Below are 16,335 nucleotides of genomic sequence, written 5' to 3' on the forward strand. Positions count from 1 at the left end.
ACCGTAACTCGGGCTTACAAAGGCGCGCAATCCAGCGCCGTTTGTTGAATCAGACCGGCTTTTCCCGGTCCAGCCACGCCTTTGCAAAGTGCATGATTAAGCCAGTCAACGAAGGACCGTTTTTGAGGGCTGGCAGGAATGGTGTCACCTATCTGTTCGAGATACGCATAAAATCTGGCGGCTGCGCTGTCCAATCCTTGGCCGCGAACGATACTGGGTCGATTCAGCTGCGTGTCCACGGCAGGCAATTTGCCAAGCACTTCTGCGCGGCCGACTGTATCTGCGATGTCGTCGGCGATCTGATACGCGTGCCCGAGCAATTCCCCCACCTTAGACCATGGGGCCGGATCTGCACCACTTGCCAGGGCACCGCAAGTGGCCGCCGCGACAAAGAGGGAGCCGGTCTTGTAATGGTGATAGCGGTCGATTGGGACGTGCGTCATTGCCTCCATCGACTGTCCGGCGATCAGTCCGTGACTGGGGCCGACCGCCTCCGCAACCACCTCGATCATGCGCGCGCCCAACTCAGGTGTTAGCGCAGCCTGCAAGCTGAGGTATTTGAAAGCCATCACAATCAAGGCATCGCCGGTCAAAACGGCGATAGGCTCTCCGAAAAGCCGGTGCACCGTTGGTCTGCCGCGGCGTAGCGCCGCGTTATCGAAGCAAGGCAAGTCGTCATGCACCAACGAGGCACAGTGCAGCAATTCAATTGCTGCCGCGGCTCTTGTCGCCAGCTCAGGATCTTTTTCGCCGCACACATAGGAGACTTTCAAGCAGAGCTTGGGGCGCATCCGGGAGCCCCCTGGAAACACTGCCGCGTCCAGCGCTCCACGCAGGTGAGCCGGCGCAGCCGGACTTAGAGCAGTATCCATGGCAGCTCGCAGCGCTTGCTCGATGAGCTTGTCGCTATCGCCAACCACGTCGGCTTGGTGATTCGAAATCATATCGCATCTCCACTTTTGAGACGAAAACGAAAACGGGCCTAGTCCAACCGGTGCCAAACAAAAGGCCGATTTCGCTGTGTCTCTTCAGGTTCTAAGGCACCGTTAAGTTTAGCGGATTGCGGCGGCCAACATGCGGCACCGGCGTGACCAATGAAACCGTGTGCCAGTGGGAGCCTTAACTCGGCAAGGCGATCTCCCACTGGAATCCCTTGAAGCAGTCTCATTCGTGGCGACCTGACATCTGAACGTCGGTTACTTCGATCGCGCGCGAAGAACATTGGCTCCGGCGGCGCTGTCGGCCAGAATGGCATCGCTCTCAACGTCTTGGTCCAAAGCTGAAGAGGCTCCCGCGCTGAGCAGTGGCTGGTGACAAAGCTCTTTGGATCGGCTGCACGCCGCCGCGCGTGATGATCGCTGACGAGCTCCGTTCGTACGGTACGACATGGGCGAAGATGGGCCTTACATCTAAAGGTGTTGGTCATCGTCGATAGTAGCCACTGGAGCTTGGACCGGAACCATTGCTGGCAGAGATCTGGGCTCCTACAAGCAATTGGTGTGCCACCAGATCATTGTTAGTGAATGTTTCAATGGCGACAGAAGGCGTCTTCCGGTGCTCACCGTGTGTCGGGAGTCGCGGATTGTGCCACTCCGCCTAGTATTTGAACAGCGTCAACCTTGCGAGCGATCCGTCCGAAGGCCAACCCAGCATTGGAGTGATTTGGGTTGAGGTCACAATGCACGTCGGCGCTTGCATCATGCCAGCCTGTCAATGTGCGCGATCGCACACGACTGTCAGCTTTGCGTCAACTACGATCGAACCGATGCTTTTGACGTTTCACGAGGTTACGCTGCCGATAGACCCAGCGTGAGAAGACGACTGAGCCTTCCAGTTGTTCTTCGGCGCGATGTTGCCGAAGCCTTACACTCGACCGGCTTGGCGAGGATTTCAGCGCTGCCGTAGCCCTTGTCGGCCGGCAGGAAACCGCTTCGAAAAGTCGGTCCCCTACCGCCTTTTGCTAGCGGACTAAAAGGGCGGAGCAGGTGGATCTATACAGCGCTTTCTTTCAAAGCCCTGGTTGCGCCTTGTGTTCGTCAGCGATCAGGAGCGCCTTCGGCTCCACATGCTTGGCGACGGCCGCCCATGCATCCTTGCCGTTCTCGTCCAGGATCACCCGCGTCACCGTTCTGTTCGGTGCATGGCGGTTGGCCTCCCTCAGCGCCAGAACTCACATACGCTTGCCGTTCTGATTTTCCTTCTTGCGCCCGTCCTTGCGCTCTTCCTTCTTGTCACCTTGCGGAGGACGCCGCCCACATACTTGCCGTCGATCTGCACCGTACCGTGCAGCTTGATCGCATCACGGCGAAGGTCGGCTGCCTCCCGGAGCTTCTGCAGCAGGAAGTAGGCGGTCTTGTACGTACCCATCCGGCGAAGGCCGTCTGTCCTGACTTGCTGATTGGCTTTAAGTCCATGCCTTATGTCATGCGCTACAATCATTTCCCCCATTGAGGTCTTGTCCGTCGACGATCTTGGTCGCCGACGGGATTGGTCGGACGAAGAGAAGGTTCGGATCGTCGAGGAAAGTCTACAAGGCTTTCGGAAAGGCTCGGTGACGGCGCGGCGATATGGATTGTCACGGTCATTGTTGACCCGTTGGCGTCGGGAATACCGTAGTGGTCTTCTGAGCAGTTCCGCTACAACGGGCTTCGTGCCACTTACGATTTCGCCACCGGCGGCGGCATCTTGCGAGGTAGCCTCACGGCCGCGATTTGAAGACGACATGACGATCGAGATCGGCCTGCCGAATGGCCGACGGCTGACGATCCCAGCCTCGCTTGATCCGACCATTCTTGCCCGCCTGTTGCCCGTCGTGGATGGGTCATGATCGCGTTTCCCGCGGGGGTAAAGGTGTGGATCGCGGGCGGGGTGACGGACATGCGTTGCGGCATGAACAGCCTGGCGCTGAAGGTTCAGCAAGGTCTTGGCCGCGATCCTCATGGCGGCGAAGTCTTCTGCTTCCGGGGTCGCAAGGGTGACCTGATCAAGGTCCTCTGGCATGACGGCGTCGGCATGTCGCTTTACCTGAAGCGGCTGGAAGCTGGAAAGTTCATCTGGCCGGTCAGCCAGAATGGCTCCGCCGTGCCTGTATCGTCGGCGCAGCTCGGCTATCTCCTGGAAGGGATCGACTGGCGCAACCCGCGCTGGACGCAGCGGCCTTCGAAGGCAGGCTGACCGCCTGCATTCCTCTGTTTTTGTTGGGCTTTCGGCATGCGGCATGGTAGCTTTCGGCCATGGATGATGCTGCTTCGGAGATAGCCAGTCTGCGCGCCGCGCTTGCGGCATCGGAAGCGCGTGCCGCCTCTGCCGAGGCCGACCTCGCACAGGTGCGCGCGGTCGTGACGACGTCTGAGGCGATGATCCGGCATCTCAAGCTCGAGATCGCCAAGATACGTCGCGAGCAGTACGGCCAGAGCTCGGAGCGCCGCGCCCGGCTGATCGAGCAAATGGAATTGCAGCTCGAAGAACTTGAAGCCGACGCCACCGAAGACGAGATCGCTGCGGAACGCGTGGCGACGAGAATCACAAATGTCTCCGCTTTCGAACGCCGCCGGCCGGCCCGCAAGCCGTTTCCCGAGCACCTGCCGCGCGAGCGCCTGGTCATCGATGCCCCGTCGACCTGCACCTGCTGCGGCTCGCACCGCATCGTGAAGATGGGCGAAGACATCACCGAGACGCTGGAGATCATTCCGCGCCAGTGGAAGGTGATCCAGACGGTGCGCGAGAAGTTCACCTGCCGGGACTGCGAGAAGATCAGCCAGCCACCGGCCCCTTTCCATGCGACACGCGGGGATGGGCAGGACCGCACCTGCTGGCGACGATCCTGTTCGAGAAGTTCGGCCAACATCAGCCATTGAACCGCCAGGCTGAGCGCTACGCCAGGGAAGGCGTCGCTCTCAGTCTCTCCACACTGGCCGATCAGGTCGGAGCCTGCACGACGGCCCTGCAGCCGATCCATGACCTGATCCGTGCCCATGTTCTGGCCGCCGAGCGGCTGCATGGTGACGACACCACCGTGCCGCTTCTGGCCAGGGGAGCAACAAAGCAGGCGAGACTCTGGACTTACGTCCGCGATGACCGCCCTTTCGCGGGCGGCGCGCCTCCCGCCGCACTCTTCCACTTCTCTCCCGATCGCGAGAAGACCCACCCCAACACGCATCTCGCCGGATGGCACGGCACCCTGCAAGCCGATGCCTATGGCGGCTACAACGACCTCTATCGTGCCGACCGCCGCCCCGCGCTGGTGATCAGCGCACTTTGCTGGAGCCACGCGCGGCGCAAATTCTTCGAACTCGCTGACATCGCCGGCAACGTGCGCAAGGGCAAACCTGCCCACGAGATATCGCCCGTCGCGCTTGAGGCCGTTGCCCGCATCGACGCGCTCTTCGACATCGAGCGCGGCATAAACGGAATGCCTGCCGAGGATAGGCTCGCAGCGAGGCTGCAACATGCTCGCCCGCTCGTCGAAGAACTGCACGATTGGCTCATGGCCCAGCGCGGGCAAATGTCGAAGCACAACCCCGTCGCCAAGGCGATCAACTACATGTTCGAGAAGGAGGGTCGCTGGGAAGCCTTCGCCCGGTTCCTCGACGACGGCAGACTGTGTCTGACGAACAATGCCGCCGAACGAGCCCTGCGCGGCGTTGCCGGACCTGAGTCATTGTGCACTCCCTCTTTAAGTATCTGTAAACATTGGAAGCGTCTCGGTGTCAGCAATGCGACACGGGCGGCCCTTTCGGGCTATCGCGGCTTGGACGGTTGCCGAAGTCAGATTGCTGGCCCGGATTTGATACGGCGCGCCGGGAACCACCTGCTCGGCAGACAACACGTTCGTCTTGATCAGGTGGCGTATTCGGTGGTTGGTCACGCCCAAAACCGCCGCCGCCTCTGTCATGGTCAGCCATTCGCCCTCTTTATCGGCTGATTTGTACGCGTGAATGGCCCGGACCCGCCTTACTGAAGCGACCCGGTGTGCAGTCCAGGTTTTTCCTTGCCCCGTGGGCATTCCCATTCGATTGAGCGACGCGGCGATATGTTCATCGGACCAGCGTCCTGCCATGCTCCGCATCACTGCCAAAGCATCTTCCGTTGTGGCGCACCCGTGTTCAACCGTCTGGGGCTTGCGAACCTTGAGCTCCGAATGCTGACCGCCTTTCCAATGGATGGTCAGCACCACGTCGCGCACCTCATCATCGACATCGACAACAATGTCGGCGATCAATGTACGTAGCAGTTGCTGGCGCACGCGCATGGTGACATCCGGCGACTCCCAGGCCGCCTGCAGATTGTCGGCGAGGTTTGCGAAAGTGGCCTGGGTCAACTTCGATGGTTGAAGGACTTTCGGTAGGCCTGCGCACTTCCAGATCACGGACGCGGCGTAGCGCCGTTTCCCAATTCTTCTCAAGCTGTGCAGCTATCAGGCGGTTGTCGGGATCGCATGCCGCATAGCGGCGCTCGGCGAGGCTAGCCTCGTAGCGGGCCTGTTGTAGCTCCAGATCGTGAATGTGGCGCTGGTCTTCCTGTCGCTCCCGGTGCATCCGCTCTGCTTTAAAAGTCGCCTCGATCGCTAATGGTTCTACCGCGCGCAACAACTCGCGCGCAACCGCCGCATCGACCTTCGAGCCGCCGAACGTCATGCAACGGGGCAAGCCCATCATCAGGTTCTGTTTATAGCAGCGATAGACAGGATTTTGTGGATTTCCCGTATAGGCAACACTCAGTCGCCGTCCAGACCGTCCGCAGGTCAGGAGACCTGATAATAATGCTTTGCCGCCGCGGCCCGATTTAGTCCCACCCGATCGGCCATAATTATTGAGGGCCAGTTGCTGTTGGTTACGCTCGTATTCGCCCCAACTAATTTAACCTTCGTGATGGTCCCGGATCATCACCTCCCAGGTACCGACGGGCTTGCCGTGCCCGTAACTGCGCCGAGCCCATCCATCGACGATGGCAGTCCGCTTCTCGCTCTTCCCATAGACGTAAACGCCGGCGTAGAAGGGGTTTTTGAGGATGCCGATCACATTGCGATAACGTACTGGCATCCATACGAAGTTGGTCATGCGCCCTTCATCCGACGGCCGAGGGAAGTGAATGTGATCTTTCGTCATCGACAGCAGCACCTGACGCGCGCTTCCAAGGTCGTGGAAGCGGGCGAAGATGGATCGAATTACCTCTTGCAGACGCAGATCAGGATCGAGCCCAAGCCCGGCCTCCCGATGCCAAATGTAGCCGAACGGAACAGAAAGTCGCAGTTCGCCACGGCGCGCCTTCGACCTGGCGGCATCGAGCATCCGGGCTCTCAGCACGCCCAGTTCGAACTCGCTGATACTGCCCTTCATTCCCAGCAGCAGCCGATCGTTGGGTCGACATGGATTGTAGACGCCGTCATGGTCAATGACGCGGGCTTCGACCAGGCCGCACAGTTCGAGCAGGTGATGCCAGTCCCGACCGTTGCGCGCAAGCCGTGAAGCATCGAAGCAGAAAACGGCACCAACTTTGCCGGCGCACAGTAGGGCGACGAGACGATCGAAGCCCGGACGGGCGACGGTTCCGCTGGCAGAGCGCCCGAGGTCGTCGTCGATCACCTCGACGTGGCTGAAGCCGTGGTGTCGCGCAATGTCAACAAGATCATACTGCCGTCGCTGGCTTTCCAGATTGGTTATAACCTGCGACTGAGTGGATTGCCGCACATAAACGACGGCCTTGCGCGCGAGCAGCGCTGTCGGAATCAAATCAGTGATGGTCATCGTTGAGCTCCTCGAATATCAGGTCGAGCTGCCGGCCCGACGCCGGCACCAGCGTATTGCGGGATCTCATCATGGTCCTCCTGAGTGATTCTACGTCCACTTCGGAAGGGTGCCGCTTTGCTGCCGCCAGAGACCAGCCTGTTCAATTCGATTAGCGTCGCAAGATCGACGCGTGGCGTTCCCATGGTCATGCCGCGGCAGACCACGGGATCGATCATCCACCCTGAGATCGCGATGACGACACCTGTCGGCCCCAGAACCTTCAAAAACCGGCCTGTCGCTCGTTCTTCGACGCGACGAATGGAAACCTTCTGGCCAAAATATGGATGCCAGCGATAGTGAACCTCGACTTCATCGCCGACATGGGCAGAATGAACGGGGCATTGCTCTCGGAAGAAAGGCATGGCTATTCGCCGGTTCCCAGCGCGGAGGCGAGCGTGCTGCCTTCATGTATTCCCTAATCGTCACGGCAAAGACGAACGATATCGATCCGCAGGCCTGGTTGGCGGACGTGCTCGCCCGCATGCCTGGCATTCCCGTATCACGGCTGCCGGAACTGCTGCCGTGGAACTGGCCCGCCGGAAGCGCCCGGCAGATGGCGGCCTGATGGCGCGCCCGACGCATGTCTACACGATCAACTACGTCGCCACGCTGATTGGCGAGAACCTCGAACTCATCCAGGAGGTCGCCAGCAACTCCGACAACATCGACTGTGGTGAGATGATCCATGCCCATGACGGCAGCGAAGAGGGCATCACGACCTTCACCGACCGGGGCATCGAAAGCTTGAAGGAGTTCCTCGCCGATATCCGCACCTGGGAAGGAGGTGTTCGGCAGTTCCTTGTCGACGAGCAATGCGATCGCGACAAGATTCGAACGCATCATGGCAGACGAGCCGAAATCATAAGTGCCGCGGCCTTCGCCGGATGGATACTCTTGTACTGGACGTTGACCTTGCGGCTCAGATGGAGCGCCGCCATGCCCTTGGCGGCCGTGATTCCTCCCAGATTGCCATGATGATCTTCTTGAATGAAAGCTTGCGGTCGGCGAAAACCGAAAATTCGGCGCGGCATTCCGGCTCCGAGCATCAGAACGACGACGCCGTACGGCGCCAGGCAGCCACAGCGAGGGCAATATGGCTTCCCGACGTTCTTGGGCCAACGGAAGTCGACGAACAGGCCGTAGGTGTCGTCCTCGGCTGCCCGAAGCCTCTCTCGGGTCAGGCCAGGCGCACTGGTCGTATTTCGAACCTCCGGTCTCCTGCGGAGAAAGCGTCGTAGGAATTCGGTCTCAGGATGGAATTCGCTCCTGCAGCATGTTCAGGCTTCCGGTCCATACGCGAGACATAAGCAGACAACTCCGTCGTAAGGACGGAAGCGAAAGGTCAGTGCTCTATTCGTATCGATTTGAACATGAAAGGACCCTTACCAGGAGAACGAAACCACGTTCAGGGGTTAGCACTTTCGTAAGGTTGTCAAACCCGTGCCCTTATATCGGGAGAAAATTCAATGTCTCAGAGCCAGACTACCCAGCGCAATCTATAATCCAGTTCAGTGAATGGGTCCAGATCGTGAGAGCTGTCTTCGGGTGACCGCGCCTCATGACGACTATTAACGACTCGTTCCCAACAATCGAACATCCGCAAGGTAGATTCACGTTCGAGCATCTTGTGCCTACCTCTGTATGCCTTACTGGGCAGGTAACATTGCCGTTTCAGGCCCTGTCCTGACCTCTGGCCTTAATGATCTTGTTGTTTATTACCTTTTCCCGAGCAGATCAGACGAACACAACGTAGAACTGGTGGTAAAAAGCGCTGATCAGAAAGAAATTAATTTCAGCCGCATCAAGCGAAGGTGTAACGTCTGCCAACTCGTAAAAAAGGCTCATTTCCAGCAAATAAGGGTGCCCTAGAAACAAAAAAGGCCCCCTAAAGGAGCCTTCCCATGGCGTTTCCGCCGAACGCGTGTGCCCTACCGTGGTGTACCGACCTCTAAGGGTGCACCTGCAACAGCGACCTTTCGGAAGCCTCGTTGTCTGCTGCTCACAAACATATAACCCTCACGGTCGACTATTTCAAGCCCTTTGTGTGGATGCGATAAGGTGGCGGCTTCGTTTAGCAAAGTTCACGTTTGTGGCACTTGCTCCATGATGCCGGAATTTTCAGAGAGCATCGAACCTACACGCTAGCGGGAGCGGTAACCGATATGGGTTCTTGGCTGAGTGATTTCCAGCACGGCGGAGCTTTCCCAGCTAGCCAAATGGGATATCGTGGGACGGGGAAATGGATCGGTTTTCGAGGATTATGTCTTATCGTCCTCAACGAAGACCGCTTAGAAGATGTTGAGCATTGAATGTGAATTTTCGCTCAAATTCGACGCAACCTAGATGTTTCAGTGGCGGGTGCGGCCATAGCCGACTCATCTTTCATGGAACTGGGCCACCGGTCTAGCGAGACTGTTTTGAATGCATTCATGAAGCAATTTGGCTAAACTCTCAAATATTTGCTATAACGCAAAAAATGCCCAAAATGGGTATTTAAAACGGTTGTAGTGTGGCGATGACAAGTGGTTCAAATCGGTTCAGGTTGGCTCAAGCCTACAACGAGTGGCAGGAAAACAGGGACGTGCGGTGACGGAAGATCTAGCAAGCTACAGAAGTTCGAGAGGCCTCGTCAGCACCGCCGATCCGGAGGTTGACAAGGCGATCTATCGAAAGCCAGGTTTCGGCGGCGAAATTACATCGTTGGGTCACATGGAGGAATTGATCAGCGCGTTCCTGAAAAAGACACGCGAAGCGCAGGGCCTGTCTCGCGCAGACGTTGCTCCAATGCTTGGTCTGTCCATCCCTGTATACGGACGCTACGAGCGGGCATTTTCCAAAATGACTGTTACTCGGATGATCCATCTGTGTGAGATTCTTGGCTTCATGCCTATCGATATGATCTTTGAAGCTGCGCCACATCTTTGGGGCCGCACATCGGAGGAGGCCGAGGATTGTCTCACACTGGCGAGGATTCTTAGGAGACTTCCGAACGGCACGACGCGCGATCTTATTCGGCTCCTGCAGCGAATGATCCCCGATGACGACGAGAGCGACAGAGGTATCAGTGATGTAGCGGAGCCCGTGAAGTGAGCTGGGTTTGTCTATGACGCCCCGACCAGTAGTTAGCAGTATTGGTGATAGCTGTCGCAGCCGACGCGCTGTCGTCGGTGTGCAGACACCCGCAATCTCACAACTTAGTTTTTCACTCGAATTTCCGTCTGATCAACAATACGCGCCGATTGCGCAATTTTTCGATCTTTGGTTGGCGTTGATCTCGCTCGATGCTCGAGCGATTCGTCGGCGAGCGACGCCAAGTCTATTTGCATGCGCTTTGCTTCGACAGTAGGGTCTGTGTTAAACTCCCTCGTTGGGTTTTCCCGCTCAATGCCATGTGGGTATTCGAGCTGCCGGCGCGCATGCTTTGATTTCGATTGCTGAATCTAAGCCCGTCCTCTCCGCGCCTCCGTTCCATCGCGCCGATCCTTTTTGCCATTCGGCTCGGAAACAGCCTTTTGACATCACGATCAGGTTCCGCGAAAACGGGGTCGAGTCGCTGAGACTGGAAACGCTGTTCATGGCTGTCGCCGTTCAGAGGTAAGGGCATCGCCTAGGTGTTTAGTCCCGGCATTTGATGGATGGGGTCGATGATGAATCGATCCGGCTCCAAAGTCCATCGTCTACAGATGAACTCGTAAGGCGTAAGGCCCTTTAACGTCTTGAGCCGGCGCCCGAAATTGTAGGCGTCGATAAAGTCGGCCAGATGTTTTTTCAACTGCGCATGATCGTCGTAGTGGAAGCGCTTGACGGTCGCCTCCTTGATCGTTCGGTTCATCCGTTCGACCTGTCCGTTGGTCCAGGGATGCTTCACCTTGGTCAGGCGATGCTCGATGCTGTGATCGTCGCAGACCCAATCGAAGATGTGCTGGAAGGCATTTCGATCACAAGCTCGGTTGGTGAACTGAATGCCATTGTCGGTCAAAACGGTGTGAATGGTGTAGGGCACTGCCGCGATCAGATTGCGCAAGAACTGAGCGGCATTCATCTTGCCGGCTTTGGTGTAGAGTTCCGCGAACGCGAACTTGGATGTTCGGTCAATTGCGACAAAGAGATAGAGCTTGCCCTCAGCCGTCTGCACCTCGTCAATATCGATGTGGAAGTAAGCGATCGGATAGCTTTTGAACTTCTTCTTCGGCTCCTTGTCGCCTCTGACCTCCGGCAGACGTGAAATGCCGTGGCGCTGCAAACACCTGTGCAACGACGAACGCGTCAGATGTGAAATGGTCGGCTGAAGAGCGTAGAGGCAATCATCGAGCGGCAGCAACGTGTGCCGGCGGAAGGCGACGATAGCGGCCTCTTCTTCGAGGGAAAGGGTCGTCGAGTGCGGGTCCTTTGGGCCTGTAGGAAGGTCGACCAACGATGTCCGCTTCTTCCATTTCGCCACGGTTTTCTGGTTGATCCCGTATCGCTTCGAAAGCGTTTTCAGGCTCTCTTCACTATTGCTCGACGGATTGCCTCTGTCGTCGTGGCGCTCCCGTGTAGAACCTGGCCCATAGTGCTTCCCTCCATGCCAAGGAAAATATTGCACCATCAAATGCCGGAACCAAACACCAGAGCAGCCAGCGCGCGGAGCCGTGATTGGTCTGCCGTGAACCGAGAGCTCCACGTGCAGGACAAAAGGCCACCATGCCCGCACACGACGTCCCGGGAGCTAGACGAGGAAATGAAGCGACCGTTATCACCAAAATCACTGAGGGTCATAGCCAATTTGGCGCAAGTGGATAATCCTTGCGTGAAGCGATTTCGGTATGATCTATGTCTATGTACTTGCGATCACTTATATATTTTGGTGAACGATAGCTATCGGGTGAGGTCCGCGTGGCCCAAAATGCGCCAAATTAGATCGAAACGAAACATTGGTGGTTCCAAGCACATCACTTTCCGTATAAAGAGCTTTGGCGCATTTACCTCAGTCGGAGCAATGTCAGGACCACCATTGAAGCAATGGATTAATGAACTCGGTTTGCAACAAGTCGATGATCCAGGCATAGACAAGCCGGTCTATCGAAAACCTTTTGACGGACGGATTGCACTTAGCGCCGAACTCGAAAACTTGATCAGCATCAGCCTTCGCGAAGCCCGCGATAAGCGAAAACTCCCGCGCTCGAAACTGGCGCCCTTGCTTGGCATCACTAAGCAGGTCTACGGCCGGTACGAAAATGGAGTATCCCGCTTGACCGTGAGCCGACTGATTCATCTGTGTGAGGTTTTGGATGCCACTCCGGAAGAGATTATCGCCCCGGCGGCACCTTATCTTTGGGGCGAAACTGAAACCAAAGCGGTTCTGCTGCTGGCTACTATCGTGAAGTTGCGGACTTTCGATGAAGAGATCTTGCAAGATATTTTCAGCTTACTAAGCCGCATAGACGAGACCGGTAGCGATAGCGGCGATCGTGCCATGAAAGTCGCGTCTACCAGCGCCACTGCAGACGATCGCGAATAGGACGTAGATCGCTAGCTTCAATAAACAGAACGTGCGTCCCTGATGAAGTTCCATCAGAAACCGCGAAGGACTAGCTGGCGACCGTTCATCGCCACTCCGGGACATAGGTGGGTAAACCGGGGAGGGCGCAGTTGGGTCAACTGGTCCAACGCATCCCTGCTTTCGGCCGCTGGAGGGGACGCGCGGTCGTCTTTACGCCGCGAGTGCCAGGGAGGTCACGTCAAAGTCTAAGAAACCCGTATATTCGACATACAAAGCATCGATAATTCCATTCATACAATCCATTTTACCAATCTCCCGTGATGATGCATTAGGAATGATCTCAGACGCGAGTGACGGCGAAACATTTGACGATCCGGACTGGCTATAGCGCGAACCCGAGAGCAACGGCGCCGACATGCATCGGGGCGGCCACTGCTTCGATCGCACAGTGCGGGCTTCAAAAACAGCAGCAGGAAATACCAAAGGAGGTCTTTGCATGTTCTGAGGTGCGGTGGAAGCTGTGCTGGGAAAACGAGCTGGAACTCATCGACCACGTCGATCCTCCCGAGCTCTTTCGCAAAGCCCAAGGGCCGACCGGGGTCTTCAATTTCAGTGGCAGCCAAAGCTGGGCAAGGCGCGCCGACAACCTGCATTGGCAGGCGACCGACGCTGACAAGGGCGCGCGCGGCGATGAAGAGTCAGCAGCCAGCCGTCCTTTTGTTCACTGGACTTTCCGGCTCCGGCAAGTCGACAATCGCCAATGCGCTCGACCGGCTGCTGCATGCCCACGGGAAGCACACCTACATCCTCGACGGCGACAACGTGCGCCACGGGCTCAATCGCGACCTGGCTTCAATCAACCCGATCGCGTCGAGAACATCCGCCGCGTTGCCGAGGTCGCCGAGCTGATGGAGGAGGGGAGCTTATTGAAATCCTCGTCGACACGCCGCTTGAGGAATGCGCGCGACGCGATCCGAAGGGGCTTTATCGGAAGGCGCTCGCCGGCAAGATCGCCAATTTCACCGGCGTTTCCTCGCCGTACGAAATCCCTGAGGGCGCTGAATTACATCTCGAAACGGTTGGCCACGACCCTGCGGCGTTGGCGTTTGAGATCGAACAGTTCCTCGAAAGGCGAATGGAGCAAGTGACGCATGAGTGTGAGAGTGGGGAGGCTTGACCATTGGCGGCTTGAAGCGGCCGCGGCGGTCCTTGGCCTATTAACTACGCGGCGACCGTAGCAGCCCGCAGGCGGCCCGCGCCAACGTCCGATGTGGCTTCAACAGGAGACGGCCGATCACGCGCTCACGACTCGGCTTACTGAAACGGAGAAAAGATATGGCTGATGCAAAGCTGCAAGCCGTGCTTTCGGCTCTTTCGCCGATGGCGAGACAGCTAAATGCGCTACCCTCCAATCAACCGGGGCGAGATGCGAACTGCGTTAAACTAAACACGAATGAGAATCCGTTTCCGTTGCCGATGATGGTGTTGCAAAGTGCGCTGGCGGCCCTCGAACGGCATTATCTGTATCCCGAAGATGACAATCTGAGCTTGCGCGACGCAGCCGCCAGCGCGTATGGCCTCTCCCAGGATCAGGTGGTCGCCGGGAACGGCTCGTCGGAGCTGCTTGGGCTCATCTACAGAGCATTCCTCGACCCGGGAGATAGCGTTGCGATGATATCGCCAGGTTTTTCCTTTAACCGCAAACTGGCCAAGTTGCAGGGTGCCAGATTTCTCGAAATCGAATGGGGCGAGTCTTATTCTCTGCCAATCGAGCAGCTGCTTCTTGGTCCAGCAAAAGATGCAAAATTCATACTGCTGGCCAATCCGAACAATCCAACGGGAACATTCGTTCCGGTGGCTGAAATCGACCGCCTCGTCGCGCAATCGGACCAGTTGATAGTGGTGGATGAAGCGTATGTCGACTTTGCACCCGATGATGCCCTGCGCCTAGTCGATCGTCATCCAAACCTTCTAGTATTGAGAACACTTTCGAAAGGCTTTGCAGCCGCGGGAATTCGCGTCGGTTTCGGCTTTGGTCATCCCGAACTTATTGGGAGGCTACGCAACCTGCAAAATGTCTTTAACATGAACGTGATCGGCCATGCGGTGGGCATTAGTATCCTTTCGCACCGCGCCGACTACGACGAGAACCACAGATATATTAAACATGAAAGACACAGAACGACCACTGCCTTGTCTCAATTGGGCTTTTCTGTCATTCCCTCCCACACAAACTTTTTGCTAGCTCGGGTGCCACCCGGACGAGATGGCAAATGGTGGCAAGCGTCTTTGGATAGGCAGAACATACTTGTAGCCGTCTTTCCCGATGCCGGTTTGGAAAATTTTATCCGCGTCAGCATCGGCACCAGAACCCAAATGGACGCGTTCCTTTCAGCCGCCAGGGACATCATTTCTGGAAGTATGAAGACGCAGAGCTAGGCGGTTAGAATTATTGGCCACACTGCTTGTCACTTGGAAACACCAAGTATCGAAGTCCATATTGTGGGATAAAGATCACAAATAAGCGCAAGACCGTAAAGCGTGTGCCGTCTCGATCCCGTTGATTACGCGTGTTATTGGCGCACGAGTGGAGCACCCGGTGGCCGATGCGAGGCTTATTTCTGGCGATTCCGGCCGCGGCTCTGCCGCTGTATTGGGAATGGTTTAGGTTTCTTCATAATCGGTCCTTCGATTGACATTGAGTGAACAGTAATCTGCGGTCGTCGCCGATCTTCCGTCGATCACCTGCGACAGAACCTCGATCCGCTAAAGATCACGCTCGCTCATCGCCATTGATCCCACCCGCAATCCCCCACGCCAGCAAACGTGGGCAGTATGGCATTCGAACTTGGCAGAAACAGAACGTTTTCAATCTGCGGCACTCTAGCCGCTACAGAGATTCGAAGCGGAAGCCGTGCGGCCATGGTCACCATCCGCCTTGCTACCAAATGGTACAAGCAGAGCCGCGGCTTCGCCGATCGGCAGGTCGACCACCGTGATTCCGCTTGCTGCAAGGAAACGGCGCTCGTTTTTGGTAAGGCCTTCCGCATCAAGTACTGCAAAGTGGGGGCCGTGAGAGCGCTTGATGATCTGTCGAGCGTAGATCCGGAGCATCTGATCGTTGAAGCGGCAGCCAATGAAAAGAAAACCGCGATCTATACGCCGTTCTTTCACCATTCCAGGTATTGGCGTCTGGATATCGATTTCGGTTAGGACTTCCACGTAATCGGAATCGGACACCAGAAAGTTCGAAGCTGGTATAACACTGCCGTACGGCGCATAGAGGACCGTCTTTGGCGCTGAGACGCATTCGACGTCTCTCCCGGACAGATCGTAAGTTTTTGTCCAAATGTCGCCGCCGCCGTTTGCACGCGTGACGCCCTGAATCTCGACGACATCCGTTCGACCGGTCTTCGCGAAAGCCGCACGCATTGTCCCGTCGTACCAGCCGTCGACGATAAGGGAGAGCGGCAGCGTTGCGAGCCAGTCGTGGAGGGCGGTCGGCGCCACGGGTGCTCCAAATATTTCTGCCATCCAGGCCTGAAGCGTCCGGCGATGCCGTCGCTGTTCAATAAACTGCGCGACTGACCACATATTGCTGCGTATCCTGGAAGGGGCAGGTGTGCGTTCGTTGAGTGCCGCGGAGACGGCTTCCGGGGTGTCCGGTACAGGTGGTTCCGTGGATTGCAGCCGAAGGAGATCTGGACCGAGATAGGGAACGATCCGATCCGCAGCGAGCGCTTCCTGGAGCAGCCTAAGTCTTTTTTCGGCGTCACCGTTGCGAATGATCAGGAGACGGTCCGAGGTTAAAATTTTGTTCATGCTGGTTTCTCTTACCTCTCGTTTGCAGCATCAGTCCTCGTCAGGAATCTTCCTTGCGTGGACGGTGATCGGCAGAGGCGTATCCCGCGATAGCTTGGGCAAGACGAGTCTCCAGCCGTTCCTGAGAGTGATCGTGCCGCCCCACATGTCATCAGCCTCGACATCTACGATCGGCTCTTCGAGATCTTTCTTTGGTACGTAAGCCGACAAGCCGGCGCTCGTTCTGCGAATCATTATCTTCAT

General features: G+C 57.0%; 14 protein-coding genes and 6 pseudogenes. 10 read left to right on the plus strand and 10 right to left on the minus strand.

Annotated elements, in window-relative coordinates; all coding sequences use genetic code 11:
* Window positions 1-14: 14 nt before the first annotated feature.
* The 4 genes and pseudogenes from EFQ99_RS31735 to EFQ99_RS31745 form a co-directional block, all read right to left on the minus strand.
* Window positions 15-944, minus strand: coding sequence for a polyprenyl synthetase family protein (locus EFQ99_RS31735; protein WP_008536525.1), 930 nt, complete (start codon window positions 942-944; stop codon window positions 15-17).
* An 830-nt stretch (window positions 945-1,774) separates the two neighbouring features.
* Window positions 1,775-1,922, minus strand: a pseudogene (locus tag EFQ99_RS36355) (IS5/IS1182 family transposase); the annotation flags it as partial.
* Window positions 1,923-2,008: 86 nt separating this feature from the next.
* A complete protein-coding gene (locus tag EFQ99_RS31740; RefSeq protein ID WP_008536526.1) occupies window positions 2,009-2,125 on the minus strand; it encodes a transposase in 117 nt (38 codons plus the stop codon).
* Window positions 2,126-2,157: 32 nt separating this feature from the next.
* Window positions 2,158-2,448 carry a hypothetical protein gene (locus tag EFQ99_RS31745; RefSeq protein WP_008536527.1) on the minus strand — a complete coding sequence of 97 codons (291 nt, stop codon included), beginning with the start codon at window positions 2,446-2,448 and terminating at the stop codon, window positions 2,158-2,160.
* Here EFQ99_RS31745 and tnpA point away from each other — a divergent pair.
* The 3 genes from tnpA (at window position 2,420) to tnpC (ending at window position 4,924) form a co-directional block, all read left to right on the plus strand.
* Window positions 2,420-2,827, plus strand: coding sequence for an IS66-like element accessory protein TnpA (tnpA, locus tag EFQ99_RS36360; RefSeq protein WP_011053439.1), 408 nt, complete (start codon window positions 2,420-2,422; stop codon window positions 2,825-2,827). The two genes, EFQ99_RS31745 and tnpA, sit on opposite strands and share 29 nt — an antisense overlap.
* Window positions 2,824-3,174 (plus strand): IS66 family insertion sequence element accessory protein TnpB, encoded by a 351-nt coding sequence (tnpB, locus tag EFQ99_RS31755; protein WP_016737501.1) that lies wholly within the window; start codon window positions 2,824-2,826, stop codon window positions 3,172-3,174. Before tnpA ends, tnpB begins: the two co-directional genes overlap by 4 nt.
* 59 nt (window positions 3,175-3,233) lie before the next feature.
* Window positions 3,234-4,924 (plus strand): IS66 family transposase gene (gene tnpC, locus EFQ99_RS31760; protein ID WP_239789231.1). Its coding sequence is split into 2 segments (ribosomal slippage): window positions 3,234-3,786 and window positions 3,786-4,924, totalling 1,692 coding nucleotides; the frame shifts between segments, so codons are not numbered across the junction.
* A gap of 265 nt (window positions 4,925-5,189) precedes the next feature.
* On the opposite strand, the gene EFQ99_RS36365 is transcribed toward tnpC, so the two are convergent.
* Genes EFQ99_RS36365 through EFQ99_RS31770 form a run of 3 tightly spaced genes read right to left on the minus strand, consistent with a single transcriptional unit; the run spans window position 5,190 to window position 7,150 of the window.
* Window positions 5,190-5,858: a recombinase zinc ribbon domain-containing protein gene (locus tag EFQ99_RS36365; RefSeq protein ID WP_409518896.1), complete on the minus strand. Its 669-nt coding sequence runs from the start codon at window positions 5,856-5,858 to the stop codon at window positions 5,190-5,192.
* A complete protein-coding gene (locus EFQ99_RS36370) occupies window positions 5,859-6,746 on the minus strand; it encodes a recombinase family protein (protein WP_239789230.1) in 888 nt (295 codons plus the stop codon). It lies immediately after the preceding gene.
* Window positions 6,743-7,150 (minus strand): hypothetical protein, encoded by a 408-nt coding sequence (locus EFQ99_RS31770; RefSeq protein WP_011053436.1) that lies wholly within the window; start codon window positions 7,148-7,150, stop codon window positions 6,743-6,745. The genes EFQ99_RS36370 and EFQ99_RS31770 overlap by 4 nt, the downstream gene beginning before the upstream one ends.
* Here EFQ99_RS31770 and EFQ99_RS31775 point away from each other — a divergent pair.
* From EFQ99_RS31775 to EFQ99_RS31790, 3 genes and pseudogenes are all read left to right on the plus strand, one after another.
* Window positions 7,123-7,353 (plus strand): annotated as a pseudogene (locus EFQ99_RS31775) (transposase domain-containing protein); the annotation flags it as partial. The gene EFQ99_RS31770 and the pseudogene EFQ99_RS31775 sit on opposite strands and share 28 nt — an antisense overlap.
* Window positions 7,353-7,653: pseudogene (locus tag EFQ99_RS31780) on the plus strand (hypothetical protein). The pseudogenes EFQ99_RS31775 and EFQ99_RS31780, both read left to right, overlap by 1 nt.
* Window positions 7,654-9,374: 1,721 nt before the next feature.
* Window positions 9,375-9,878: a helix-turn-helix transcriptional regulator gene (locus EFQ99_RS31790; protein WP_010069248.1), complete on the plus strand. Its 504-nt coding sequence runs from the start codon at window positions 9,375-9,377 to the stop codon at window positions 9,876-9,878.
* Window positions 9,879-10,395: 517 nt separating this feature from the next.
* Here the strand turns inward: EFQ99_RS31790 and EFQ99_RS31795 are convergent.
* A pseudogene (locus EFQ99_RS31795) lies at window positions 10,396-11,339 on the minus strand (IS481 family transposase).
* Window positions 11,340-11,781: 442 nt separating this feature from the next.
* On the opposite strand from EFQ99_RS31795, the gene EFQ99_RS31800 reads away from it, so the two are divergent.
* From EFQ99_RS31800 to hisC, 4 genes and pseudogenes are all read left to right on the plus strand, one after another.
* On the plus strand, window positions 11,782-12,288 hold the full coding sequence (locus EFQ99_RS31800; protein ID WP_004671987.1) for a helix-turn-helix domain-containing protein: 507 nt from the start codon (window positions 11,782-11,784) through the stop codon (window positions 12,286-12,288).
* Window positions 12,289-12,776: 488 nt separating this feature from the next.
* Window positions 12,777-12,863, plus strand: a pseudogene (locus tag EFQ99_RS36070) (adenylyl-sulfate kinase); the annotation flags it as partial.
* Window positions 12,864-12,902: 39 nt separating this feature from the next.
* Window positions 12,903-13,447: pseudogene (locus EFQ99_RS31805) on the plus strand (adenylyl-sulfate kinase); the annotation flags it as partial.
* Between the two features lie 158 nt (window positions 13,448-13,605).
* Window positions 13,606-14,709, plus strand: coding sequence for a histidinol-phosphate transaminase (gene hisC / locus EFQ99_RS31810; protein ID WP_008536542.1), 1,104 nt, complete (start codon window positions 13,606-13,608; stop codon window positions 14,707-14,709).
* Between the two features lie 444 nt (window positions 14,710-15,153).
* Here hisC and EFQ99_RS31815 read toward each other — a convergent pair whose 3' ends face one another.
* Window positions 15,154-16,092 carry an SIR2 family NAD-dependent protein deacylase gene (locus EFQ99_RS31815; protein WP_008536543.1) on the minus strand — a complete coding sequence of 313 codons (939 nt, stop codon included), beginning with the start codon at window positions 16,090-16,092 and terminating at the stop codon, window positions 15,154-15,156.
* Between the two features lie 30 nt (window positions 16,093-16,122).
* Window positions 16,123-16,335, minus strand: coding sequence for a putative nitrogen fixation protein NifT (nifT, locus tag EFQ99_RS31820; protein ID WP_004678514.1), 213 nt, complete (start codon window positions 16,333-16,335; stop codon window positions 16,123-16,125).

The sequence above is a fragment of the Rhizobium vallis genome (assembly GCF_003985155.1).
Lineage (GTDB): Bacteria > Pseudomonadota > Alphaproteobacteria > Rhizobiales > Rhizobiaceae > Rhizobium > Rhizobium vallis.